Source organism: Serratia sp. CY29653 (assembly GCF_052169255.1).
GTDB lineage: Bacteria > Pseudomonadota > Gammaproteobacteria > Enterobacterales > Enterobacteriaceae > Serratia > Serratia sarumanii.
The window spans coordinates 224,719-248,554 of sequence record NZ_JBJNLC010000003.1 but is presented as its reverse complement, the minus strand read 5'-3'; the positions used below and the strand labels follow the sequence as shown (position 1 = coordinate 248,554).

20 protein-coding genes are annotated in these 23,836 nt (G+C 61.0%); 10 read left to right on the top strand and 10 right to left on the bottom strand.

Annotated elements, in window-relative coordinates; translation table 11 throughout:
- Positions 1-60: 60 nt before the first annotated feature.
- Both degQ and zapG read right to left on the bottom strand, forming a co-directional pair.
- Positions 61-1,431: a serine endoprotease DegQ gene (gene degQ, locus ACJ8HN_RS17440; protein WP_033636125.1), complete on the bottom strand. Its 1,371-nt coding sequence runs from the start codon at positions 1,429-1,431 to the stop codon at positions 61-63.
- Positions 1,432-1,611: 180 nt separating this feature from the next.
- Positions 1,612-2,013 carry a Z-ring associated protein ZapG gene (gene zapG, locus ACJ8HN_RS17435; RefSeq protein ID WP_004937074.1) on the bottom strand — a complete coding sequence of 134 codons (402 nt, stop codon included), beginning with the start codon at positions 2,011-2,013 and terminating at the stop codon, positions 1,612-1,614.
- Positions 2,014-2,244: 231 nt separating this feature from the next.
- Between zapG and zapE the strand changes: the two genes are divergently transcribed.
- From zapE to sspB, 5 genes are all read left to right on the top strand, one after another.
- A complete protein-coding gene (gene zapE / locus ACJ8HN_RS17430) occupies positions 2,245-3,372 on the top strand; it encodes a cell division protein ZapE (RefSeq protein WP_442523751.1) in 1,128 nt (375 codons plus the stop codon).
- Positions 3,373-3,636: 264 nt separating this feature from the next.
- A complete protein-coding gene (gene rplM / locus ACJ8HN_RS17425; protein WP_004937079.1) occupies positions 3,637-4,065 on the top strand; it encodes a 50S ribosomal protein L13 in 429 nt (142 codons plus the stop codon).
- A 15-nt stretch (positions 4,066-4,080) separates the two neighbouring features.
- Positions 4,081-4,473, top strand: a complete 393-nt coding sequence (rpsI, locus tag ACJ8HN_RS17420; RefSeq protein ID WP_004937080.1) for a 30S ribosomal protein S9 — start codon at positions 4,081-4,083, stop codon at positions 4,471-4,473.
- 325 nt (positions 4,474-4,798) lie between these two features.
- On the top strand, positions 4,799-5,440 hold the full coding sequence (gene sspA / locus ACJ8HN_RS17415; protein ID WP_025304366.1) for a stringent starvation protein SspA: 642 nt from the start codon (positions 4,799-4,801) through the stop codon (positions 5,438-5,440).
- Positions 5,441-5,445: 5 nt separating this feature from the next.
- Positions 5,446-5,946, top strand: coding sequence for a ClpXP protease specificity-enhancing factor (sspB, locus tag ACJ8HN_RS17410; RefSeq protein ID WP_004937084.1), 501 nt, complete (start codon positions 5,446-5,448; stop codon positions 5,944-5,946).
- A 63-nt stretch (positions 5,947-6,009) separates the two neighbouring features.
- Here the strand turns inward: sspB and ACJ8HN_RS17405 are convergent, their stop codons facing one another.
- From ACJ8HN_RS17405 to gltB, 3 genes are all read right to left on the bottom strand, one after another.
- On the bottom strand, positions 6,010-6,489 hold the full coding sequence (locus ACJ8HN_RS17405) for a hypothetical protein (protein WP_033649000.1): 480 nt from the start codon (positions 6,487-6,489) through the stop codon (positions 6,010-6,012).
- Positions 6,490-6,654: 165 nt separating this feature from the next.
- Positions 6,655-8,073, bottom strand: a complete 1,419-nt coding sequence (locus tag ACJ8HN_RS17400) for a glutamate synthase small subunit (RefSeq protein ID WP_033649001.1) — start codon at positions 8,071-8,073, stop codon at positions 6,655-6,657.
- A 14-nt stretch (positions 8,074-8,087) separates the two neighbouring features.
- Positions 8,088-12,548 (bottom strand): glutamate synthase large subunit, encoded by a 4,461-nt coding sequence (gene gltB, locus ACJ8HN_RS17395; protein ID WP_442523750.1) that lies wholly within the window; start codon positions 12,546-12,548, stop codon positions 8,088-8,090.
- A gap of 691 nt (positions 12,549-13,239) precedes the next feature.
- On the opposite strand from gltB, the gene ACJ8HN_RS17390 reads away from it, so the two are divergent.
- Positions 13,240-14,172 carry a TIGR01212 family radical SAM protein gene (locus ACJ8HN_RS17390; RefSeq protein ID WP_442523749.1) on the top strand — a complete coding sequence of 311 codons (933 nt, stop codon included), beginning with the start codon at positions 13,240-13,242 and terminating at the stop codon, positions 14,170-14,172.
- Here the strand turns inward: ACJ8HN_RS17390 and ACJ8HN_RS17385 are convergent.
- Entirely contained in the window at positions 14,167-14,874 is a 708-nt protein-coding gene (locus ACJ8HN_RS17385; RefSeq protein WP_442523748.1) for an acid phosphatase, read from the bottom strand. The two genes, ACJ8HN_RS17390 and ACJ8HN_RS17385, sit on opposite strands and share 6 nt — an antisense overlap.
- Before the next feature lie 411 nt (positions 14,875-15,285).
- On the opposite strand from ACJ8HN_RS17385, the gene arcB reads away from it, so the two are divergent.
- The 3 genes from arcB (at position 15,286) to mtgA (ending at position 19,244) form a co-directional block, all read left to right on the top strand.
- A complete protein-coding gene (arcB, locus tag ACJ8HN_RS17380) occupies positions 15,286-17,625 on the top strand; it encodes an aerobic respiration two-component sensor histidine kinase ArcB (protein WP_033649005.1) in 2,340 nt (779 codons plus the stop codon).
- 237 nt (positions 17,626-17,862) lie between these two features.
- Positions 17,863-18,516 carry an isoprenoid biosynthesis glyoxalase ElbB gene (elbB, locus tag ACJ8HN_RS17375; protein ID WP_039569395.1) on the top strand — a complete coding sequence of 218 codons (654 nt, stop codon included), beginning with the start codon at positions 17,863-17,865 and terminating at the stop codon, positions 18,514-18,516.
- Positions 18,513-19,244 (top strand): monofunctional biosynthetic peptidoglycan transglycosylase, encoded by a 732-nt coding sequence (gene mtgA, locus ACJ8HN_RS17370; protein ID WP_060430954.1) that lies wholly within the window; start codon positions 18,513-18,515, stop codon positions 19,242-19,244. The genes elbB and mtgA overlap by 4 nt, the downstream gene beginning before the upstream one ends.
- Before the next feature lie 39 nt (positions 19,245-19,283).
- Here mtgA and dolP read toward each other — a convergent pair whose 3' ends face one another.
- The 4 genes from dolP to ACJ8HN_RS17350 are packed head-to-tail and all read right to left on the bottom strand — an operon-like array spanning position 19,284 to position 22,897.
- Positions 19,284-19,859, bottom strand: coding sequence for a division/outer membrane stress-associated lipid-binding lipoprotein (dolP, locus tag ACJ8HN_RS17365; protein WP_033636114.1), 576 nt, complete (start codon positions 19,857-19,859; stop codon positions 19,284-19,286).
- Positions 19,860-19,868: 9 nt separating this feature from the next.
- Positions 19,869-20,459: a DnaA initiator-associating protein DiaA gene (gene diaA / locus ACJ8HN_RS17360; protein WP_004937103.1), complete on the bottom strand. Its 591-nt coding sequence runs from the start codon at positions 20,457-20,459 to the stop codon at positions 19,869-19,871.
- Positions 20,460-20,510: 51 nt separating this feature from the next.
- Positions 20,511-20,864, bottom strand: coding sequence for a YraN family protein (locus tag ACJ8HN_RS17355; protein ID WP_086556960.1), 354 nt, complete (start codon positions 20,862-20,864; stop codon positions 20,511-20,513).
- A complete protein-coding gene (locus tag ACJ8HN_RS17350; protein ID WP_033654798.1) occupies positions 20,861-22,897 on the bottom strand; it encodes a penicillin-binding protein activator in 2,037 nt (678 codons plus the stop codon). Before ACJ8HN_RS17350 ends, ACJ8HN_RS17355 begins: the two co-directional genes overlap by 4 nt.
- 62 nt (positions 22,898-22,959) lie before the next feature.
- Between ACJ8HN_RS17350 and rsmI the strand changes: the two genes are divergently transcribed.
- The gene (rsmI, locus tag ACJ8HN_RS17345; protein WP_442523747.1) at positions 22,960-23,823 is read left to right on the top strand and encodes a 16S rRNA (cytidine(1402)-2'-O)-methyltransferase; all 864 of its coding nucleotides are present in this window, start codon (positions 22,960-22,962) and stop codon (positions 23,821-23,823) included.
- Positions 23,824-23,836: the final 13 nt, after the last annotated feature.

Here is a 23,836-nt window from a genome sequence, read left to right as displayed (position 1 = left end):
TCGGAGGATAGCATGAGTTAACCGGGCGCAGTATGTCACCGAGCCCGGTTTTTGCACAAATTAACGCAGCAGCAGATAAATGGTTTCGTTACCGCGCACGATATTGAGCGCCATCACCGGCGGTTTGGCTTCCAGCACCTTGCGCAGCGCGGTGATGCTGTCCACGCGCTGGCGGTTGACGCCGATGATCACGTCGCCTTTTTGCAGGCCGATTTGCGCCGCCGTCGAGCCTTTATCCACGTTCTCCACCTTCACGCCCTTGTCGCCGCTCGGCAGCGCGCCGTTGCTGAGGGAAACCCCCTGCAGCGCCGGCGACAGCGTTTCGGCATTGGTCGAGGCGCTCTCGCTGTTGTCCAGCGTGACCGAGACTTCCTGCGGTTTGCCGTCGCGCAGCAGGCCCACCTTGAGGGTTTTGCCCGGCGCGGTGGTGCCGACCTTGGCGCGCAGTTCGGCGAAGCTGTTCACCGGCTTGCCGTCGACGGAAACCAGAATATCCCCGGCTTTGATGCCGGCCTTGGCGGCGGCGGATTTCGGCAGCACTTCGCTGACGAAGGCGCCGCGCTGCGCGTCGGTGTTGAAGGCTTTAGCCATGTCCGGGGTCATTTCACTGCCCTTGATGCCGAGCAGGCCGCGTTTCACTTCGCCGAATTCGATCAGCTGCTGGCTCAGGTTCTGCGCCATATTGCTCGGAATGGCGAAGCCGATGCCGACGTTGCCGCCGCTCGGCGCCAGAATGGCGGTATTGATGCCGATCAGCTCGCCGTTCAGGTTAACCAACGCGCCGCCGGAGTTGCCGCGGTTGATCGAGGCGTCGGTCTGAATGAAGTTTTCCAGCCCTTCCAGATTCAGGCCGGTGCGGCCCAATGCCGAGATGATGCCGGAGGTGGCGGTTTGGCCCAGGCCAAACGGGTTGCCGACCGCCACGGCGAAGTCGCCGACGCGCAGCTGATCGGAATCGGCCATCTTGATGGCGGTCAGGTTTTTGGTGTCGCTGAGCTGCAGCAGGGCGATGTCGGATTGCTCATCGCGGCCGACCAGTTTGGCGTCCAGTTCGCGGCCGTCGTTCAACTGCACGCGGATTTTATCGGCGTTGTTGATGACGTGGTTGTTGGTCAGCACGTAGCCTTTGGCAGCGTCGATGATGACGCCGGAGCCCAGCCCTTCAAACGGGCGGGAGCTCTGCTGCTGACCGGGGAAATTGGGGCCGAAGAAGCGTCTGAACTCTTCCGGCAGCTGTTGACGCTGCACCTGGGTGCCGGCGACATGCACGCTCACGACGGCGGGCAAGACTTTTTCCAGCATCGGCGCCAGGCTCGGCAGCGGCTGCCCCTGAACGGCGACGGGCAGGGCCGCGTTGGCCACCGGTGCGGCGCTGAGCGCCAGGCCGAGGCTCATTGCCAATGCACTAAGAATTAACGACTTTTTCTTCATTGATGATAACTCTCTCAATACCTGCCGATGAAAATTTGATGATAAGGCAATCACCTTGTCATAGTGAAGGGTAAGACCGTGAATTTGCGTGCAAAGTTCAGTAAAGGTAATGCGAAGGAAGGTCAATAAGGTACAAACGGGGTTAAACCCGCGGGTGGCCCCGCGGGTGAAGAAGGGATATCAGTCGCGGCGCGCGCTTTGGCCGCGCAGCAGGCCGGAGGCCCCTTCAGAATAGTCGCGCGGCATTTCCACCGGCGCCTGATCGTTGTCCGCTTCCGCTTCGGTCAGGCGATAGCGGAACGGGTTCTCCTGCATCGGCAGATCCGGCAGCAGGTTGTTGGAGCTTTTCGCCATATGCTGATACAGCTGACGATAATCGCGCGCCATGTTGTCCAGCAGCTCGGCGCTGCGGGCAAAGTGACCGACCAGCTCCTGACGGTACTCTTCCAGCTCGGTTTTGCTCTTGTCCAGCTCGTTCTGCAGGACTTGTTGTTGACGTAATTTACGGTTGCCAAAACGCATCGCCACCGCACCAATCACGATACCGACGACCAAACCAATCAGCGCATACTCCCAGGTCATGATGACTCCTATTTTGACTTCGTTGTTCCGCAGGGATTTTTCACTTAATAATATCCACTATAACCGTTAACCTTGTCAGAGTGGAATCCTGATGCGCTTCCACCCAGTGTTTACAGGGTTTTCAGCGGCGCCCGCAGCGGGCATTTGTGGCGATAACGGTGCGAATCGGCATCAACTTGCCGCCAACGTTGGCTAAATAATTTCTAAGCGTTCTTAGGGAACATCGAACAGATGCAGGCACTATCACCGTTATCTCGCTATCAGCAGGCGCTGGAGGCGGGGGAATATCAGGCCGATGAGGTTCAACGCCGGGCCGTCACTCAACTGGATCGCATTTATCAGGCCTTGCTGCAAAAACCGGCGGTGAGCGCGCCGGCCGGCGGGCTGCGCGGCAAGCTCAGCCGTTTGCTGGGCAAAGGCGGCGAAACGGCGCCGCAGCGCCCGGTGCAGGGGCTGTATATGTGGGGCGGCGTCGGGCGCGGCAAAACCTGGTTGATGGACATCTTCTTCCACAGCCTGCCGGGCGATCGCAAAATGCGTCTGCACTTCCACCGCTTCATGCTGCGGGTGCATGAAGAGCTGACCGAACTGCAAGGGCGGGAAAACCCACTGGACATCGTCGCCGACGGCTTCAAGGCCGAAACCGACGTATTGTGCTTCGACGAATTCTTCGTTTCTGACATCACCGACGCCATGCTGCTGGCCACGCTGCTGCAGGCGCTGTTCGCCCGCGGCATCACGCTGGTGGCCACGTCGAACATCCCGCCGGACGATCTGTATCGCAACGGCCTGCAGCGGGCGCGTTTCCTGCCGGCTATCGATCTGATCAACGAGTTCTGCGACGTGATGAACGTCGACGCCGGCATCGACTATCGTCTGCGCACCCTGACCCAGGCTCACCTCTATCTGACGCCGCTGAACGACCAGACGCGCGCGACCCTGGATCGGATGTTCGTCAAACTGGCGGGCAAGGCGGGGGAGGAGGCGCCGGTGCTGCAGATCAACCATCGGCCGCTGCAGGCCATTCGTTCGGTGGACGGCGTGCTGGCGGTGGATTTCCACACGCTGTGCGAAGAGGCGCGCAGCCAGCTGGATTACATTGCGCTGTCGCGGCTGTATCACAGCGTGATCCTGTATAATGTGCAGGTGATGGGGCCGCTGAAAGAGAATACCGCGCGCCGTTTCCTGGCGCTGGTGGACGAATTCTACGAGCGGCACGTCAAGCTGGTGATCGGCGCCGAGGCGTCGATGTTCGAGATCTACCAGGGGGAACGGCTTAAGTTCGAGTACCAGCGCTGCCTGTCGCGCCTGCAGGAAATGCAGAGCGAAGAGTACCTCAAGCTGCCGCATCTGCCCTGAGTCCGCCGGGCCTATCGCCGGTTGCCTGCCGCCGGCGATAAATTTATTTTCCATTCAAAAACCGTTCGATCTTTGTGAGCGACTTCTCTATAATCTTGCGACCCCACGTTACAACAAAGTTTTTTTTCCCAAAAACTTTATAGTGCCGGCAATGGCTATTCGAAGGGGTAGGTTTGCTGGACTTGTATGGTCGTGTGAGCCTCAACTGTTTTCGAGCGTTTGGGTGTTCACCAACGTGTAACTAATTATTGGGTAAGCTTTCTAATGAAAACTTTTACAGCTAAACCAGAAACCGTAAAACGCGACTGGTACGTTGTTGATGCAGATGGTAAAACTTTAGGCCGTCTCGCTACTGAACTGGCTCGTCGCCTGCGCGGCAAGCATAAAGCGGAATACACCCCGCACGTGGATACCGGTGATTACATCATCGTTCTGAACGCTGACAAAGTTGCTGTAACCGGCAACAAGCGTACAGACAAAGTGTACTACCACCACACCGGCCACATCGGTGGTATCAAGCAAGCGACCTTTGAAGAGATGATTGCCCGCCGTCCTGAGCGCGTGATTGAAATCGCGGTTAAAGGCATGCTGCCAAAGGGCCCGCTGGGTCGTGCTATGTTCCGTAAACTGAAAGTTTACGCGGGCACCGAGCACAATCACGCGGCACAGCAACCGCAAGTTCTGGACATTTAATCGGGATTAATGGCAATGGCTGAAAATCAATACTACGGCACTGGTCGCCGCAAAAGCTCCGCCGCTCGCGTCTTCATCAAGCCGGGCAACGGTAACATCGTTATCAACCAGCGCAGCCTGGAACAGTACTTCGGTCGCGAAACTGCCCGCATGGTAGTTCGTCAGCCGCTGGAACTGGTCGACATGGTTGGCAAACTGGATCTGTACATCACCGTTAAAGGTGGTGGTATCTCCGGTCAAGCTGGCGCTATCCGTCACGGTATCACCCGTGCACTGATGGAATACGATGAGACTCTGCGTTCTGAACTGCGTAAAGCTGGCTTCGTCACCCGTGACGCTCGTCAGGTTGAACGTAAGAAAGTCGGTCTGCGTAAAGCACGTCGTCGTCCGCAGTTCTCCAAGCGTTAATTTTCGCTGCTTCGGCAGTGCGATTTACGCAAAAAACCCGGTGCTTCACCGGGTTTTTTTATGCCTGAAATCCGCCATCCCCGACTAAAATCTGTGGCATATCAGACAATTCAACATGAATTCGCCGCACCGCCCCCACAAAACAAGCAAAATCTGGTAAACTATCACCCACTTTTGCGCCTGTTCGCCGTGCAGTTGACCCCCTGGGCCGGTTTTTCATGGGCTCGGGTCGCGCTGCGTGCTGCCGGCCTGCGGCAAGATTATTCAGGATAGCAGCCTGTCAGTTGGCTATTCGCAGTATTTTCTAGATAACTTGGAGGTTTTCATGGCTGTCGCTGCCAACAAACGTTCGGTAATGACGCTGTTCTCTGGCCCGACCGACATTTTTAGCCATCAAGTACGCATCGTACTGGCGGAGAAAGGTGTCAGCGTCGAGATCGAGCAGGTCGAAATGGATAACCTGCCGCAAGATCTGATTGACCTCAACCCTTACCAGACGGTGCCTACGCTGGTCGATCGCGAACTGACCCTGTATGAATCCCGCATCATCATGGAATACCTGGATGAGCGTTTCCCGCACCCGCCGCTGATGCCGGTTTACCCGGTTGCCCGTGGCGAGAGCCGTCTGATGATGCTGCGCATCGAGAAGAACTGGTACTCGCTGATGGACAAGATCGAGAAGAGCAGCGGTCAGGAAGCGGAATCCGCCCGTCGCCAACTGCGTGAAGAGCTGCTGGCGATCGCGCCGATCTTCGGTCAGACGCCGTATTTCATGAGCGAAGAGTTCAGCCTGGTGGATTGCTACCTGGCGCCGCTGTTGTGGCGTCTGCCGCAGCTGGGTATCGAATTGAGCGGTGCCGGCTCCAAAGAGCTGAAAGGCTACATGACCCGCGTCTTCGAACGCGACGCCTTCCTGGCTTCCCTGACCGAAGCCGAGCGTGAAATGCGCCTGCAGACCCGGGGCTAAGCGCGATGGACATGTCTCAGATGACGCCGCGTCGCCCGTATCTGCTGCGGGCGTTCTACGACTGGCTGCTGGATAACCAGCTGACGCCGCACCTGGTGGTCGACGTGACTCGCCCGGACGTGCAGGTGCCGATGGAGTTCGCGCGTGACGGCCAGATCGTGCTGAATATCGCACCGCGCGCGGTAGGCAACCTGGCGTTGGGCAACGAAGACGTGCAGTTCAACGCGCGCTTCGGCGGCGTGCCGCGTCAGGTTTCGGTGCCGATGGCCGCCGTGTTGGCGATCTATGCGCGTGAAAACGGCGCCGGCACGATGTTCGAACCGGAAGCCGCCTACGACGAGAGCGAAGGCGTGTTCGAAGGCCTGGACAATGAGACGATCCCTTCGGAAACGCTGATGTCGGTGATCGACGGCGATCGCCCGGACACCGCGGAAGACAACGGCCCGGACGACGAACCGCCGCAGCCGCCGCGCGGTGGCCGCCCGGCGCTGCGCGTGGTGAAATAAGCCCGCGCGAACAAACGAAAAAGCACCCTATGGGGTGCTTTTTTTTTGCCCGGCAGAAATGAATCAGCCTTTCAAGGCGGCAATGCAGGCATCGCGCGGCGCGCTGAGATCGCCTACGCGCACGGTGGACAAGGCGCGGGTTGCGCGCTGGCGGAAACTGGTGACGGCGGTGTCGCCTTGCACTTCCGGCGGCGCGGTGCAAATGTCATTGAGCGGCAGATCGTTGCCTTTGTTGAGCGCCTGCAACACCGCCGCCGGATTGTAGATCAGGGCGGCGGAGAGGGCCGATTTGATGCCGGCGGTAAAGCCGGCATTGCCGCCGCCGGCCAGCTTGGGCGCCAGGGCAATCCAATTGTCGTCCCCCAGCCGGATGCTGTTTTCCACGGCGTTGAACTGCCCGGCCTTGCCTAACTGAGCCACGACCGGCCGCGCGCCGCGCGCTTCGATATTGTAACCAACCTCCTGCGAATCCAGCGCCATGGCTGAAGCGCTGAAACTGACGGCCAGCAGCGCGCCGGCCAACAGGGAAATGGAGCATTTCATGTTCGCTATCCTTATCTCGGTGTCAGGCGCAGCCGCGCCCCGCAATGGTGCCAACTCAATACTATAGCGCGTTGAGACGGTGAGGAGAGGGGGAGGAGTGACAAAGCGTGGCAGGCTAAAAACGGAGGCCCGGCAATATGCCGGGCCTCCGATGGTACGGAAGGTTTACACTTCCAGGTAGTTCATGATGCCATCTGCCGCTTTGCGGCCTTCGGCGATCGCTGTCACCACCAGGTCGGAGCCACGCACCGCGTCGCCGCCGGCGAAGATTTTCGGGTTGCTGGTCTGGAACGCGTTGTCGCTACCTTCCGGCGCCAGGATGCGGCCCTGTTTATCGAGCTGCACGTCGTGCGCCGCCAGCCAGTCCATGCGGTGCGGGCGGAAGCCGAACGCCATCACCACCGCGTCCGCGTCGATCACGTGTTCGGAACCCGGTACCTGCTCCGCCGCCTGACGGCCGTTGGCATCCGGCGCGCCCAGCTGGGTGCGCACCATTTTCACCCCGGCCACGCGGCCGGCGCTGTTCAGTTCGATGCTCAGCGGCTGCAGGTTGAACTGGAAGTCCACCCCTTCTTCCCGGGCGTTCTTCACTTCGCGCTTGGAGCCCGGCATGTTGGCTTCGTCGCGGCGGTAGGCGCAGATGACCTGCGTCGCGCCCTGGCGCACCGAGGTGCGCACGCAGTCCATGGCGGTATCGCCGCCGCCCAGCACCACCACCCGCTTGCCTTCCATGCTGACGTAAGGCTCGTGCTGATCGGCTTCATACCCCATCAGCTGCTTGGTGTTGGCGATCAGGAACGGCAGCGCGTCGTACACGCCCTGCGCTTCCTCGTTCTCCAGGCCGCCGCGCATCGACTGATAGGTGCCGACGCCGAGGAATACCGCATCGTACTCGCTCAGCAAGGTCTCCATACTGACGTCTTTGCCCACTTCAGTGTTCAGCTGGAACTCGATGCCCATCTCGCTGAAAATGCCGCGGCGTTTGACCATCACTTCCTTTTCCAGCTTGAAGGCCGGGATACCGAAGGTCAGCAGGCCGCCGATCTCAGGATGACGGTCATACACCACCGCCTTGACGCCGTTGCGGGTCAACACGTCAGCGCAGGCCAGCCCGGCAGGGCCGGCGCCGACGATCGCCACGCGCTTGCCGGTCGGCTGCACGTGCGACATGTCCGGCTTCCAGCCCATTTCGATGGCCTTATCGCTGATGTAGCGCTCGATATTGCCGATGGTGACCGCGCCGAATTCGTCGTTCAGGGTGCAGGAGCCTTCGCACAGGCGATCCTGCGGGCACACGCGGCCGCACACCTCCGGCAGGCTGTTGGTCTGATGCGCCAGGTCCGCCGCTTCCATGATGCGGCCTTCGTTGGCCAGCTTCAGCCAGTTCGGGATGTAGTTGTGCACCGGGCACTTCCACTCGCAATACGGGTTGCCGCAGGACAGACAGCGGTCCGCCTGGGCCTTGGCCTGGGTTTCCGAAAACGGTTCGTAGATCTCGACGAACTCGATTTTGCGGATCTTCAGCGGTTTCTTTGGCGGATCAACACGCTGCAGGTCGATAAATTGATAAACGTTCTGGCTCATTAATGACCTACCTCTTACTGCGCCTGCACCCGCAGCTCGGCTGCGGAACGGCTACGGTGACCCAACAGCGCTTTGACATCGCTGGACTTCGGTTTGACCAGGGCGAACTTCGGTGCCCACTCCGGCCAGTTGGCCAGGATCTCTTCCGCGCGGGAAGAGCCGGTCGCCTGCACGTGTTCGGTGATCAGGCCGCGCAGGTGCTCCTCATGGATCGCCAGCTGATCGACATCCAGCACTTCCACCAGCTCCGGGTTCACGCGCTTGCGGAACTCGCCGTCTTCGTCCAGCACGTAGGCGAAGCCGCCGGTCATGCCGGCGCCGAAGTTGATGCCGGTTTTACCCAGCACGCAGACGATGCCGCCGGTCATGTATTCGCAGCCGTTGTCGCCGATGCCTTCCACCACGGTGATGGCGCCGGAGTTGCGCACCGCGAAGCGTTCGCCCGCGCGGCCGGCGGCGAACAGTTTGCCGCCGGTGGCGCCGTACAGGCAGGTGTTGCCGACGATGCTGGCTTCATGGCTGCGGAAGGCGGAGCCGATCGGCGGACGCACCGCGATGCTGCCGCCGGCCATGCCTTTGCCGACATAGTCGTTGGCGTCGCCGGTCAGGGTCAGCTCGACGCCGCCGGCGTTCCAGACGCCGAAGCTCTGCCCGGCGGTGCCGGAGAAGTGCGCCTTGATCGGATCGGCCGCCATGCCCTGATCGCCGTGCACGTCGGCGATAGCGCCGGACAGCATGGCGCCCACGGAGCGGTCGGTGTTGCGAATGTCGAAGTAGAAGGTTTTACCCTGCTTCGCTTCGATATGCGGCTGCGCCTGCGCCAGCAGCTCTTTGTTCAGCAGGCCCTTGTCGAACGCCGGGTTGCTGCTTTCGGTGCAGTACACCGCTTTGCCCGGATGTGGCGTGGCGGTTTTCAGCAGCGGCGACAGATCCAGCTTGTTCTGCTTGGCTGAAATGCCGTCCAGCTCGGTCAGGAACTCGGTGCGGCCGATCAGATCCACCAGTTGGCTCACGCCAAGCTGCGCCATGATCTCGCGGGTTTCACGCGCGATAAACTGGAAGTAATTCGTCACGCGTTCCGGCAGGCCGTGGTAGTGATCGCGGCGCAGCTTGTCGTCCTGAGTCGCAACGCCGGTCGCGCAGTTGTTGAGGTGACAGATGCGCAGGTATTTACAGCCCAGCGCCACCATCGGCCCGGTGCCGAAGCCGAAGCTTTCCGCGCCCAGGATCGCCGCCTTGACGATGTCGACGCCGGTTTTCAGGCCGCCGTCCACCTGCAGGCGGATCTTGTGGCGCAGGCCGTTGGCCACCAGCGCCTGCTGGGTTTCCACCAGGCCCAGTTCCCACGGACAGCCGGCGTATTTCACCGAGGACAGCGGGCTGGCGCCGGTGCCGCCGTCGTAACCGGCGATGGTGATGAGATCGGCATAGGCTTTCGCCACGCCGGTGGCGATGGTGCCGACGCCCGGCTCGGAAACCAATTTCACCGAGATCACCGCTTTCGGGTTGACCTGCTTCAGGTCGAAGATCAGCTGCGCCAGATCTTCGATCGAGTAGATGTCGTGGTGCGGCGGCGGGGAGATCAGCGTTACGCCCGGCACCGAGTAACGCAGTCTGGCGATGTACGGAGTCACCTTGTCGCCCGGCAGCTGGCCGCCTTCGCCCGGTTTGGCGCCCTGCGCCACCTTAATCTGGATCACGTCGGCGTTCACCAGGTAGGCCGGCGTCACGCCGAAGCGGCCGGAGGCCACCTGTTTGATGCGCGACACCTTGTTGGTGCGGTAGCGCGCCGGATCTTCGCCGCCTTCGCCGGAGTTGGAGAAGCCGCCGAGGCCGTTCATGGCGATCGCCAGCGACTCGTGCGCTTCCGGGCTCAGTGCGCCGATCGACATCGCCGCGGTGTCGAAGCGTTTGAACAGCGACTCCGCCGGTTCAACCTGATCGACCGGGATCGGTTCGCCTTTCGGCGTGATGGCCAGCAGATCGCGCAGCATGGCGACCGGCCGCTCGTTCACCAGCTTGGCGTAGGCCTGATAGTCGCTATATTCCCCGCTGTGCACCGCTTTTTGCAGCGAGTTCACCACGTCCGGGTTGTAGGCGTGGTATTCGCCGCCGTGCACGAATTTCAGCAGGCCGCCTTGCTCCAGCGGTTTGCGTTTCAGCCAGGCGCGCTTGGAAAGGTTCTGCAGATCCTGCTGGAAGTCGCTGAAGCTGGCGCCGCCGATGCGGCTGACCACGCCCTGGAAGCACAGATCCGCCAGATCGCGATGCAGGCCGACCGCTTCGAACAGCTTGGAGCAGCGGTAAGAGGCGATGGTCGAGATGCCCATTTTGGACATGATCTTGTACAGGCCTTTATTGATGCCGTTGCGGTAGTTCAGCATCACGTCGCGGTATTTCTTGTCGATCGCCTGGCTGTCCACCAGCTTGGCCAGGGTTTCATAGGCCAGGTACGGGTAGATGGCGGTCGCGCCGAAGCCGAGCAGCACGGCGAAGTGGTGCGGATCGCGGGCGCTGGCGGTTTCAACAATCAGGTTGGCGTCGCAGCGCAGACTTTTCTCCACCAGGCGGGTTTGCACGGCGCCGACCGCCATCGGGGCCGGGACCGGCAGGCGGCCGGGCGCGATGGCGCGGTCGGACAGCACCAACAGCACCACGCCCTCGCGCACCTTGCGTTCCGCTTCGTCGCACAGGGCGCGAATGGTCTGCTCCAGATCCTGTTGCTGCGGATCGAAGGTCAGATCGAGCGTCTCGGCGCGATAGTATTCGCCTTCCAGCGTGGTGAGCTGTTTGAAATCGGAGTACAGCAGGATCGGCGATTTGAAGCTCAGGCGGTGCGCCTGGCCTTCGGCTTCGCAGAACACGTTCATTTCACGGCCGATGCTGGTGGCCAGCGACATGACGTGCGCTTCGCGCAGCGGATCGATCGGCGGGTTGGTGACCTGCGCGAACTGCTGGCGGAAATAGTCGTAAACGATGCGCGGCCGGCTGGAGAGCACGGCGAACGGGGTATCGTCGCCCATCGAACCGGTGGCTTCCTGGCCGATCTCGCCCAGCACGCGGATCACCTGATCCAGCTCTTCGCTGCTGTAGCCGAACTGTTTCTGGTAGGTTTCGAGCTGCGCGTCGTCGAGTTCGCGGCTGCCGACCTGATCGTCCGGCAGATCTTCGAACGGCACCAGACGTTTGACGTTTTTCTCCATCCACTCTTTATACGGGTGGCGGCTTTTCAGATCGTTGTCGGTTTCCGCCGAGTGCAGGATGCGGCCGCTGCGGGTGTCGATCACCATCAGCTCGCCGGGGCCGACGCGGCCTTTTTCCACCACTTCATCCGGCTGGTAATCCCAGATGCCGACTTCGGAGGCGCAGGTGATCAGCTTGTCTTTGGTGATCACATAGCGCGCCGGGCGCAAGCCGTTGCGATCGAGGTTACAGGCGGCGTAGCGGCCGTCGGACATCACGATGCCGGCCGGGCCGTCCCACGGCTCCATGTGCATCGAGTTGAAGTCGAAGAAGGCGCGCAGATCGCCGTCCATGTCCGGGTTGTTCTGCCAGGCCGGCGGCACCAGCAGGCGCATGGCGCGGATGAGATCCATCCCGCCCGCCAGCAGCAGCTCCAGCATGTTGTCCAGCGAGCTGGAGTCGGAGCCGGTTTCGTTGACGAACGGCGCGGCGGCCTGCAGATCCGGGATCAGCGGCGTTTGGAATTTGTAGGTACGGGCACGCGCCCATTGGCGGTTGCCGGTGATGGTGTTGATTTCGCCGTTGTGCGCCAGGTAGCGGAACGGCTGCGCCAGCGGCCAGCGCGGCACGGTGTTGGTGGAGAAGCGCTGGTGGAACAGGCAAATGGCCGATTCCAGGCGCAGGTCCGCCAGATCGAGATAGAAGCGCGGCAGATCCGCAGGCATGCACAGGCCTTTATAGATCGTCACCAGATTGGAGAAGCTGCAGACGTAGAAGCTGTTGTCCTGCACGCGTTTCTCGATGCGGCGGCGCGCCACGAACAGGCGGCGCTCCATATCGCGCGGGCGCCAGCCGGCCGGGGCGTTAACGAAGATTTGCTCGATGCGCGGCAGGGAGGAAAGGGCGATTTCACCCAGCACGTCCGGGTTGGTCGGCACTTCGCGCCAGCCGACGATCGACAGCGTTTCGTTTTGCAGCTCTTCTTCCACGATGCGGCGGCTGAGGCGCGCTTCCTCTTCATTCTGGCTGAGGAACATCATGCCGACGGCGTAGTTCTTGGCCAAACGCCAGCCGCGCTCTTCCGCCACCATGCGGAAGAAGCGATCGGGTTTTTGCAGCAACAGGCCGCAGCCGTCGCCGGTCTTGCCGTCGGCCAGGATCGCGCCGCGGTGCTGCATGCGGGCCAGCGCGTGAATGGCGGTGCGCACCACCTTGTGGCTAGGTTCGCCTTCTATGTGGGCGATCAGGCCGAAACCACAGTTGTCCCTCTCTTGGGATTTATCGTACAACATATCGTGAACCTCCCCAGGCTCTGCGTGACTCTCACAACCTACTGCGAGGGGGCTTCCCAATTTCAGGCAGAAGTCCAATCAGCAAGTTAACCCCGCCAATCTGCTTTTCCGCCCTCCATCAATGGCCTCTCGTGACGGTCTCACAAGTGGTATAGGACTTGTTTTAAGAGGGAGTCTTCAATTACTGCATAAATATGACGAGACGTTTGCCCGTCCAGAAAGCTTCCAGCGGACTTCCAACTTAGCGAGAAAGAATTCGCAGGTCAAATGTGGGCTTAAGATAGATTCTTATCGAATTTATGGTATTTATTTATTTGAAAAATAAGGTGTTTAATGCATTTTTGCACTATCGTGGGGCAACGCCGATCCCCGCAGAAGTGTGAGCTGTCTCACTATAGTGCAACCCCTTAATCTCTGCACCATGCTAGTGCGGGGGTTAATGGCAGAGTTTTATTCTATAAGATATTGCTTAGTTGATGTTTATGACTATTTTTCACCGTGTTGTCATATTGCCGTTAACGGTTGCGTGACGATTAGAATAATTCATCAGAATTATAGTGAATTGATTTGCGTTTATGATGAATAGTTATGCCTGGTGGCGCCTTGCGGGGAAAGCGTTGATCTCTGTCATCGCGGGAAAAGCCGTTTCTTATTAGCATCGCGGCTTTGAACACAGAGAATCACCAAGATTATGCAGTTGCCGCAATTAGTCAATATGTTTGGCGCAGATCTCCAGCGCCGCCATGGCGAAAAGATCCATAAACTCACGCTGCACGGCGGATTCAGCTGTCCTAACCGCGACGGCACGTTGGGGCGCGGCGGCTGTACGTTTTGCAACGTCGCTTCATTCGCCGATGAGGCGATGCAGCGGCAAAGTATCGCCGAACAGCTGGCGCAGCAGGCCGCGCGGGTCGACCGGGCGCGGCGCTATCTGGCCTATTTTCAGGCCTATACCAGCACCTATGCGGAGGTCGAACTGCTGGCGTCGATGTATCGGCAGGCGTTGGCGCAGAGCGACATGGTCGGCCTGTGCGTCGGCACTCGCCCGGACTGCGTGCCGTCCGCCGCATTGGATCTGCTGACGGAGTATCGCGAAGAGGGTTATGAAGTGTGGCTGGAGCTGGGGCTGCAGACGGCGCACGATAAAACGCTCAAACGTATCAACCGCGGCCATGATTTCCGCTGCTATCAGCAGACCGCGCAACGGGCTCGGCAGCGCGGGCTGAAGGTGTGCTGCCATCTGATCGTCGGGCTGCCGGGAGAAACCCAGCGCGATCATCTGCTCACGCTGCAGCGGGTGGTGGAGAGCGGCGTGGATGGCATCAAGCTGCATCCGCTGCACGTTGTTACCGGCAGCACCCTGGCCCGCGCGTGGCGCGCCGGGCGCTTGCCCGAACTGGCGCTGGAAAATTACGCCTTCAGCGCCGGGGAGATGATCCGCCACACGCCGGGCGAGGTGGTGTATCACCGCCTGTCCGCCAGCGCCCGTCGGCCTACGCTGCTGGCGCCGCTGTGGTGCGAAAACCGCTGGCGCGGCATGCAGGCGGTGGGCGCTTATCTGCAGCAATACGGCGGGCAGGGCAGCGCGCTGGATGCCGCCCTGCATTATTCACCGACGTTATAACTGCAGGTTGGCGCGCACCTCCACGCGGGCGCGCTGCAGATCGGCCTGCAGCTGCGGATTCGCCAGCAGTCGTGCGGCGAGCGCCGTCGCCGCCAACTTGCCGCCTTCAAGATCGCTCGGGTAGTGAACGCCGGCAATCACCCGGCTTTGCGCATTGCTTGCCGCCCGCTCAAACAGCGCTCTGCGTTTTTCCGGCACCATCTGCGCCAACAGGAGCGCCGTCAGGTAGCTGTCCATCGCGTGTCCGCTAGGGTAGGAATCGCCTTCCGGCGGCGGCAGCAGCGGTTTCACGCGGCTGTCGGCCTCATAGGGGCGCGGGCGGCCATAGAAGGCCTTGGCGGGCATCAGGCTTTGTTCAAAGTCCTGATAGACCCGGCGGAACAGGGCGGCGGTGAGCGGATGGCGATCGACGGTAAAGGTCGGGCCGAAGATCTCGTGGGCGAAGGGGAAGGCGGCGTCTTCCAGGTGGTCATCCCGCTTGGCTTTGGCGATTTGTTCCGCCGTGCGGTTAGCCTGAATGGCCAGCACCGCCTGCAGATCAGCCTGATTCTGCGGCGTATCCGTTGAAGGCGGCGGCGGCAACAGCGTGGCGATTTGCCGTTGCTCTGCATTCAGGTAACCGGTCACGGCAGTGGCGGCCTTCAGGGGCAAAATAACGGTCAAAGACAGGACGAACAAGGTAGTGCGATAGATGGTTAACATGGTCAATCCTCACGTCAGGGAAATGAGGAAGCCTGCCGGGCTGGCCACAACGCTGCTGCCGGTGAAAGTAAACCGCGGGATAACATCCTTTCCCTTACTTCAAGCCTCAGGGCTTCGCTATCCGTGTCTGCTAAAGCATGCGTCATGCACGGTGCATCATTAATATATTAACGGAAAGGCCTTCTCAAGCGGCTGAGGTGTGGGGTGCGTCACATAAAAAGTCTTTTAGTTACAAGTGATTAATCCCTAAGTATGAGCGGATTGATCAACGTGCTTTTCCACGGTGTCGACGGCAATGAACCGCCCGATGCACACCAGACGCCGCTATTTTCCGTTAGCAGGACTTGACTCTCAGACACGGCGGAAAAATTTACGGTATGATTCAAAAGATTGTGTCTGATGGGAGCCGCTATGAAGCAAATCCGGGTGTTAGCCCAGTACTACGTTGATTTAATGGTGAAACTGGGGTTGGTGCGCTTCTCGCTGCTGCTGGCCTCGGCGCTGGTGGTGCTGGCGATGGTGGTGCAGATGGCGGTGACCATGCTGCTGCGCGGCGAAGTGGAAAGCATCGACGTGGTGCGTTCAATCTTCTTCGGCCTGTTGATCACCCCGTGGGCGGTCTACTTCCTCTCGGTGGTGGTGGAGCAGCTGGAGGAGTCGCGCCAACGGCTGGCGCGGCTGGTGGACAAGCTGGAAGAGATGCGCCACCGCGATCTGGAGCTCAATCAGCAGCTCAAAGACAATATCAGCCAGCTGAATCAGGAGATCGCCGATCGCATCAAGGCGGAAGAAGAGCGCCTGCAGGTGATGGAGAAGCTGACGGAAGAGATGGAACAGCGCGAGCTGGCGCAGATTGAGCTGGGCCAGCAGTCGGCGCTGCTGCGTTCCTTCCTCGACGCCTCGCCGGACCTGGTCTACTACCGCAACGAAGACAAAGAGTTCTCCGGCTGCAACCGCGCGATGGAGCTGCTGACCGGCAAGAGCGAGAAGCAGCTGATCGGCCTGACGCCGTTCGACGTCTACGGCCAGGAGATCGCCGAAAAGGTCATTGAGACCGACGAGAAGGTGTTCCGCCACAACGTCTCGCTGACCTACGAACAATGGCTGGTGTATCCCGACGGCCGCAAGGCCTGTTTCGAACTGCGCAAGGTGCCGTTTTACGACCGGGTGGGCAAACGCCACGGGCTGATGGGCTTCGGCCGCGATATTACCGAGCGTAAGCGCTACCAGGACGCGCTGGAGAACGCTAGCCGGGAGAAGACCACCTTTATCTCCACCATCAGCCACGAGCTGCGTACGCCGCTTAACGGCATCGTCGGCCTGAGCCGCATCCTGCTCGATACCGAGCTGAACGACGAGCAGCTGAAATACCTGAAGACCATTCACGTCAGCGCCATCACCCTTGGCAATATCTTCAACGACATTATCGAAATGGACAAGCTCGAGCGGCGCAAGGTGCAGCTCGACAACCAGCCGGTGGACTTCACCGGTTTCCTCGCGGATCTGGAGAATCTCTCCGGCCTGCTGGCGCAGCCGAAAGGGCTGCAGTTCATCATGGAGCCGCAAACGCCGCTGCCACAGCAGATCGTGACCGACGGCACGCGCCTGCGGCAGATTTTGTGGAACCTGATCGGCAACGCGGTGAAATTTACCCAGCAGGGGCAAATCGTGGTGCGCGTGCGGCGCGAGGCGCAGGAGAAGCTGGTGTTCGAGGTGGAAGACTCGGGCATGGGCATCCCGCAGGACGAGCAGGACAAGATCTTCGCCATGTATTACCAGGTGAAAGATCAGCGCGGCGGCCGCCCGGCCACCGGCACCGGCATCGGGCTGGCGGTCTCCAAGCGGCTGGCGCAGAGCATGGGCGGCGACATCACCGTGCGCAGCGAACAGGGGCACGGTTCTTGCTTCACTCTGACCATCCAGGCGCCGGCGGTGCAGGAAGCCGTCAGCGCGGCGCCGGAGGAAGAGGAGCTGCCGTTGCCGGCGCTGCACATCCTGCTGGTGGAGGATATCGAACTGAACGTGATCGTGGCGCGCTCGGTGCTGGAGAAGCTGGGCAACAGCGTCGAGGTGGCGATGAACGGCCACGATGCGCTGGCGATGTTCGATCCGGACGAGTTCGATCTGGTGCTGCTGGACATTCAACTACCGGACATGACCGGGCTGGACATCGCCCGGGCGCTGCGTGAGCGCTATGCCGGTCAGGCGCTGCCGCCGCTGGTTGCGCTGACCGCCAACGTGCTGAAAGACAAAAAAGAGTACCTCGAGGCGGGCATGGACGATGTGCTGAGCAAGCCGCTGTCGGTGCCGGCGCTGACCCAGGTCATCAAACACTATTGGGATCATCAACCTTCTCACACTTCAAAGAAAACGGAGCACAAGGCGATGCAGATTAATGAGTCGTTACTCGATACCGCGATGCTGGAACAGTACATGGATCTGGTTGGCCCGCAGCTGATCCACCAAAGCCTGGAGATGTTCGAACAGATGATGCCGGGCTATCTGGCGGTGCTGGACTCCAACATGACGGCGCGCGATCAGAAAGGCATCACCGAGGAAGGGCACAAGATCAAGGGCGCCGCCGGTTCGGTCGGTCTGCGCCATCTGCAGCAGCTGGCGCAGCAGATTCAAACGCCGACGCTGCCGGCCTGGTGGGATAACGTGCAGGATTGGGTGGATGAGTTGAAGCAAGAGTGGCGCAACGACGTGCAGGTACTGCGGGCTTGGGTAGAGAACGCTGAAAAAAAATGACCCCGACCTAAGCCGGGGTGCGCGAATATTGCGCCAACACCAGGGAAATTGTGAACCTGCGTATTGGTTTCAGTGTTCTGGTCGAGCAGGTTGTAGCGAATTCCTAAACATCATACAGCCAACAACATAGCAAATGTAAGCGCTCTTGTTAGAAGATTCATTAAAATGTGTGATGTAGATTAGTGTTTGTCAACTCCGAGCACGAACCAGTTGACAGCAGCGACAGGAGTAAGAGTGATGAAAAAGGTGGGTGTAGTCCTCAGCGGCAGCGGCGTTTATGACGGTACGGAGATCCATGAAGCGGTGCTGACGCTGCTGGCGTTGGATCGTGCCGGCGCGCAGGCGGTGTGCTTTGCGCCTGATAAACCACAACGCCATGTTATTAATCACTTATCGGGTGATGAGATGGCGGAGACGCGCAATGTCCTGATTGAGTCGGCGCGCATTGCCCGCGGCGCGGTGCAGCCGCTGGCGCAGGCGGAGGCCGCGCAGCTGGATGCGCTGATCGTGCCCGGCGGCTTTGGCGCCGCCAAGAACCTCAGCAATTTCGCCGAAGCTGGCGCGGAATGTTGGGTCGATGAAGATTTGGCGCGCCTGACGCGCGAGATGCATAAGGCCAACAAACCAATTGGCCTGATGTGCATCGCGCCGGCGCTGTTGCCGAAACTGCTGGATCAACAAGCGCGACTGACCATTGGCAACGATCCGGACCTGGGGGAAGTGATTGACGCCATGGGCGGCGAACCGGTGATTTGCCCGGTGGACGACATCGTGGTGGACAGCGATCACAAGATCGTGACCACGCCGGCCTATATGCTGGCGCCGTCGATCGCGCAGGCGGCCCTCGGCATCGATAAGCTGGTGGCGCGGGTGCTGGAACTGGCCGAATGAGAAAATCGCTCGGCGGATGGCGGCGGCTGCGCCCGTGGTATTGGCTGAAGCGCGGCGTCATCGCGATCCTCGGCCTGTGGGCGTTGGGCATTGTGCTCTTCGCCTTCCTGCCGGTGCCGTTTTCCGCCGTGATGGCGGAGCGGCAAGTCAGCGCCTGGCTGAGCGGCGACTTCGGCTACGTCGCCCATTCGGACTGGGTGTCGATGGACGACATCTCGCCGCAAATGGCGCTGGCGGTGATGGCGGCGGAGGATCAGAAGTTTCCAGACCATTGGGGCTTCGACGTGGCGGCCATTGAAAAGGCGCTCAGCCACAACGAGAAGCGCCCGACGCGCATCCGCGGCGCCTCCACGCTGTCGCAGCAAACCGCCAAGAACCTGTTTCTGTGGGATGGCCGCAGCTGGCTGCGCAAAGGGCTGGAGGCCGGATTGACGTCGGGCATCGAGCTGGTGTGGACCAAACGGCGCATTCTGACGGTGTATCTGAACATCGTCGAGTTCGGCGACGGGGTATTCGGCGTGGAGGAGGCTTCACAGCGCTTTTTCCATAAGCCGGCTAAACGGCTGAGCGCGGCCGAGGCGGCGCTGCTGGCGGCGGTATTGCCGAATCCGCATCGTTTCAGGGCCGATGCGCCGTCCGGCTATGTGGTGCAGCGTCAACAGTGGATCATGCGCCAGATGCGGCAGCTGGGCGGGGAAGCGTTTTTACGCGAGAACTCGCTGGATTAAACGGGCGGGAACGGCAGGGCGCCGTTCCCGCCAAGCGGATTATTTCACATAGGTAAAGGCGGTGGTGACGTGCTTCACGCCGCTGACCTGGCTGGCGATCTGCGCCGCCGACTGCCCTTCCTGCTGCGTGACCAGGCCCAGCAAGAACACTTCGCCGTTTTCGGTAGTGACCTTCACGTTGGACGATTTCACCGTATCGCTGGTCAACAGCTGCGAACGCACTTTGGTGGTGATCCAGGTGTCGGAGGACGCGGTGCTCAGGCTGACCGGCGTGCCCTGACGGATTTCGTTATACACTTCGCTCGTGCCTTCCACGCCCATGGCGATCTGCTTGGCGCGCGCGGTGAGATCGGCGTTAGGCGACTGGCCGGTCAACAGCACCTTGCCCTGATAGGCGGTGGCGACCACCCGGGCATCTTTCTTCAACTGCTGGTCTTTGCTCAGGGCGTTTTCGACCCTGGCTTCCAGCGTGCCGTCATCCACCTGGGTCCCGACGCTGCGCGGGTCGGTGGCGGTTTTGGTGGCGACGGCCGCACTGCCGACGACGACGCCGGCGATACAGCCTTGCAACAGCAGGGCGCTGGACAGCACTGCAAATGTGGCTTTTAGCTTCATCTCAGTTCCTTAATCGTCCTGGTGGGGGAATAACGTGTTGTCTATCAGGTCGCACAGGCAGTTTACGGTCAGCATATGCATTTCCTGAATGCGTGAGCTGCGGTGCGACGGGATGCGGATCTCGACGTCCTGCTGGCCGAGCAGCCCGGCCAGCTCGCCGCCGTCGTAGCCGGTGAGCGCGACGATGGTCATATCGCGCGTGACGGCCGCCTCGACCGCTTTCACAATATCACGGCTGTTGCCGCGGGTGGAAATCGCCAGCAGCACGTCGCCGGTGTGCCCGAGCGCGCGCACCTGCTTGGCGTACACTTCGTCGTGCAGCCGATCGTTGCTGATCGCCGTCAGCACCACGTTGTCGGCGTTGAGGGCGATGGCCGGCAGGCTGGGGCGCTCGGTTTCAAAACGGTTGATCATGCTGGCGGCGAAGTGCTGCGCGTTGGCCGCCGAGGTGCCGTTGCCGCAGCACAGGATTTTGTTGCCGTTGAGTAAGGATTGAACCAGCGTCATTGCAGCGCGGGAAATGGCGTCCGGCAATGCTTCCGCCGCCGCGATCTGGGTTTGGATGCTTTCGGTAAAACAGACTTTAATTCTATCCAGCACGTTGTATTAATCCACTAAGTCAAAGGGCCGGTCTGCGCCGCAAAACCCCGATTAATCCGCATTGAAGGCGTTGGGTATCCATTCTAACTGGCTACCGGTAATGGCCAAAACATCAAAACGGCAAGATGATGTGTCAAAACTGGCTCCGCGCCCCGCCAGCCAGACGGCGGCGGCGTGCAGCAACCGCCGTTGTTTGCGAAAGGTGACGCTGGCGGCCGCGCCGCCGAAGGCGTCGTTGCGGCGGTAGCGTACTTCGACGAATACCCAGGTAGCGCCGTCGCGCATGATGAGGTCGAGCTCACCGCCGCGCACCGCGACGTTGGCGGCGCAGAAGGTGAGCCCGGCGTGTTCCAGGTGACGGCGGGCCAGTAGCTCATAGCCCGCCCCTGAGGCGCGTGGGTTCAAGAGACCGGAACGACCGTGCCCTGACGGTATTGCAGCCAAGGCAGCTTACGGTTGATCACGCAGTTCGGCGACGCGCTCAGCATACCGGTGGTGCCGGAAACCTGGAAGCCCGGCAGCTGGCGCATTTCAGCAAAGTGGTTGGCCAATGTCCAGGCATCCATCCCCATCGCATACAGGCGCACCAACGAGTAGTCGTTGCGGAAGCGCGCGCTGGCCTGCTGCAACAGCTGAGGGTTTGAACCGGCCAGCAGCGGGATATCGCTGAACTGCAGGCCTTCCATTTCCAGACGGAAGTCCGGGCCGGCGCCGGCCTGGTAGCTGCGCGAGCTGGCGTACATCGCCGGCTTGCCGCGCGAGCTGGTGGCCATGTCGATCATCGGTTTGATCAGCGTCAGCTGAGACTGCGTGGCGACGATATACACCGCGTCGACGCCGCCGGTTGCGGCGGGCACGTCGCTCGGCGGCGCCGGAATGGTCAGCCCGGCGATGGTCACGCTCTGCGGCGCCGGGGCGCTCGACATCGGCGTGCCGGTCATGCGGATGCCGCCGCTGTTCACCATCTGGCGCAGCTCGCCGGCGGAGCCGATGTCCTGACGCAGCACGGTTTGCCCGCCTTGCTTCTGCCATTCCTGGTTAAAGGCCTTGGCGACGCGATCGCCGAAGGCGCCGCGCGGCACCAGCAGCAGCGGTTGACGCTTCTGCTGTTCCCAGATGTGGCGAGCGGCGTCGCGCGCTTCATCTTCCGGCGACAGGGCGAAGTAACAGATGTTCAGGTTGTCCTTCGGCGTTTCCGGCTGGTTGAGCGCCAGCACGTTCAGCGTAGTGGTGCTGGCGGACAGCTGATCGACGTTCTCTTTCAGCAGCGGCCCGACCACCAGGGTGGCGCCATCCTGCTGCGCTTGGCTCAGCAAGGCGGCCAGCGGCTGGCTGGTGGTGTCGTACACTTTGACCTGCGCGTTGGCGGCCTGCGGCGGCGTTATCGGCGCGCTGGACGGCGCAGCGGGTTGTGCGGCGGTCACGGCAGGCTGGCTCTCTTGCGCCGAAGGGCTGACCGCGCCGTTGGCGTTGATGTCACCCGTGGCGACCTGATCGGCCGGCGCCGTTTGGGCCGGCGCGCTGGCCGGTGGCGCGGCTTGAGGCTGCGGTGCCGGCATGGAACCGCCGTTTTTCGCCGCTTCGAAGCCTTGCTGGATGGCGTCGGCGAACACTTTCGCCTGGCCGTTCAACGGCAGCAGCAGGGCGATTTTCGAGGTGGAGGCCTGGGTGAAGTTCAGCACCTGGTTCAGGCGAGCCGGCAGCGTTTTGGCCGCCGGGTTCTTCGGATAACGGTTCTGCCAGTCTTTGATGCCGGCCTTCAGCAGATCGGGATCCTGCTTGTTGTCCTGATAGACGCGCAGCAGATCCAGCCAGCCTTGCAGCACGTTCTCGTCGGCGTTGATCACCAGGCTGTTCATCTCCTGCGGCGTCAGCTGCAGCAGCGCCTGCCAGGTCTGATCCAGGTTGTCCTGATGCGGTTTGCCGGTCAGCAACGGCTCCTGAGCGATATAGGCGCGGATCAACGGCAGCGACGCTTTGCCCTGATTGGCGGCGATCTGCGCCTGGTAGTAGCGCACCTTCTGATTCGGCGACAGCGAACCGCTGTCCAGGTGGCCCAGCGTGCTGCGGGCGCTGACGTAGCTCTTGTTGGCGATCTGCAGTTCGGCGGTCAGCAACTGGCGTTCAGTCTGCTGCGCGCCGCTGAGGTTTTTCGGCAGCTGATTCAACTGGTCGCCGGCCTGCGGCAGTTTTCCTTCACGCAGCAAGGCGCGAATAGCAAGTAATTGCCAGTCAGCCTTGTTATCATCGCTGCTTTGCTGCAACTGCTGCAGGTAGTAATCGGAGCTGGCGCTCGCTTCGTCCTGTATATTGGCGGGCGGCGTTTGCGGGGCCCGACTTGGACAGCCTGCCAGGAAAAGGGCGGCCGCGATGACTGCGGTAAGTCGGACAGGCTTGGAACGCCCTGCTTTGGTACGAACGAATGTTGAGGAAAGCATACTGTATCCAGTGATGTTTTTTTCAAGATGCTCAATATTAAATCGGCAACCCGGATGAAACAATGAATCAACACCAACAATCAGTCATTTCTGCATCAACGCTGTATGTGGTGCCCACCCCAATCGGCAATCTGGGCGATATCACCCACCGTGCGTTAGAGGTACTGAAAAGCGTTGATCTGATCGCGGCGGAAGACACGCGCCATACCGGATTGCTGCTGCAACACTTCGCGATCAACGCGCGTCTGTTCGCGCTGCATGATCACAACGAACAGCAAAAGGCCGATCAGCTGCTGGCGAAACTGCAGGAGGGCCAGAGCATCGCGCTGGTGTCCGACGCCGGCACGCCGCTGATCAACGATCCCGGTTATCACCTGGTGCGCCGCTGCCGCGAGGCCGGCATTCGCGTGGTGCCGCTGCCGGGCGCCTGCGCCGCCACCACCGCGCTGTGCGCCGCGGGCGTCGCTTCCGACCGTTTCTGCTACGAGGGCTTCCTGCCGGCGAAAACCAAGGGGCGCAAGGATACGCTGATGGCGCTGGCGGAGGAACCGCGCACGCTGATTTTCTACGAATCCACTCACCGCCTGCTGGAAAGCCTGCAGGACATGGTTACCGTCTGGGGCCCGCAGCGCTATGTGGTGCTGGCGCGCGAGCTGACCAAAACCTGGGAATCCATCCACGGCGCGCCGGTGGGCGAGCTGCTGGCGTGGGTGCAGGAAGATGATGTGCGCCGCCGCGGCGAGATGGTGCTGATCGTCGAAGGCCACAAGGCGCAGGAGGATGCGCTGCCGCTTGAGGCGCTGCGCACGCTGGCGCTGCTGCAAAAAGAGCTGCCGCTGAAAAAGGCGGCGGCGCTGGCGGCGGAAATCCACGGCGTGAAGAAAAATGCGCTGTATAAGCACGCGCTGGAGCAACAACAGCCGTAAAGCGGTTGACCTG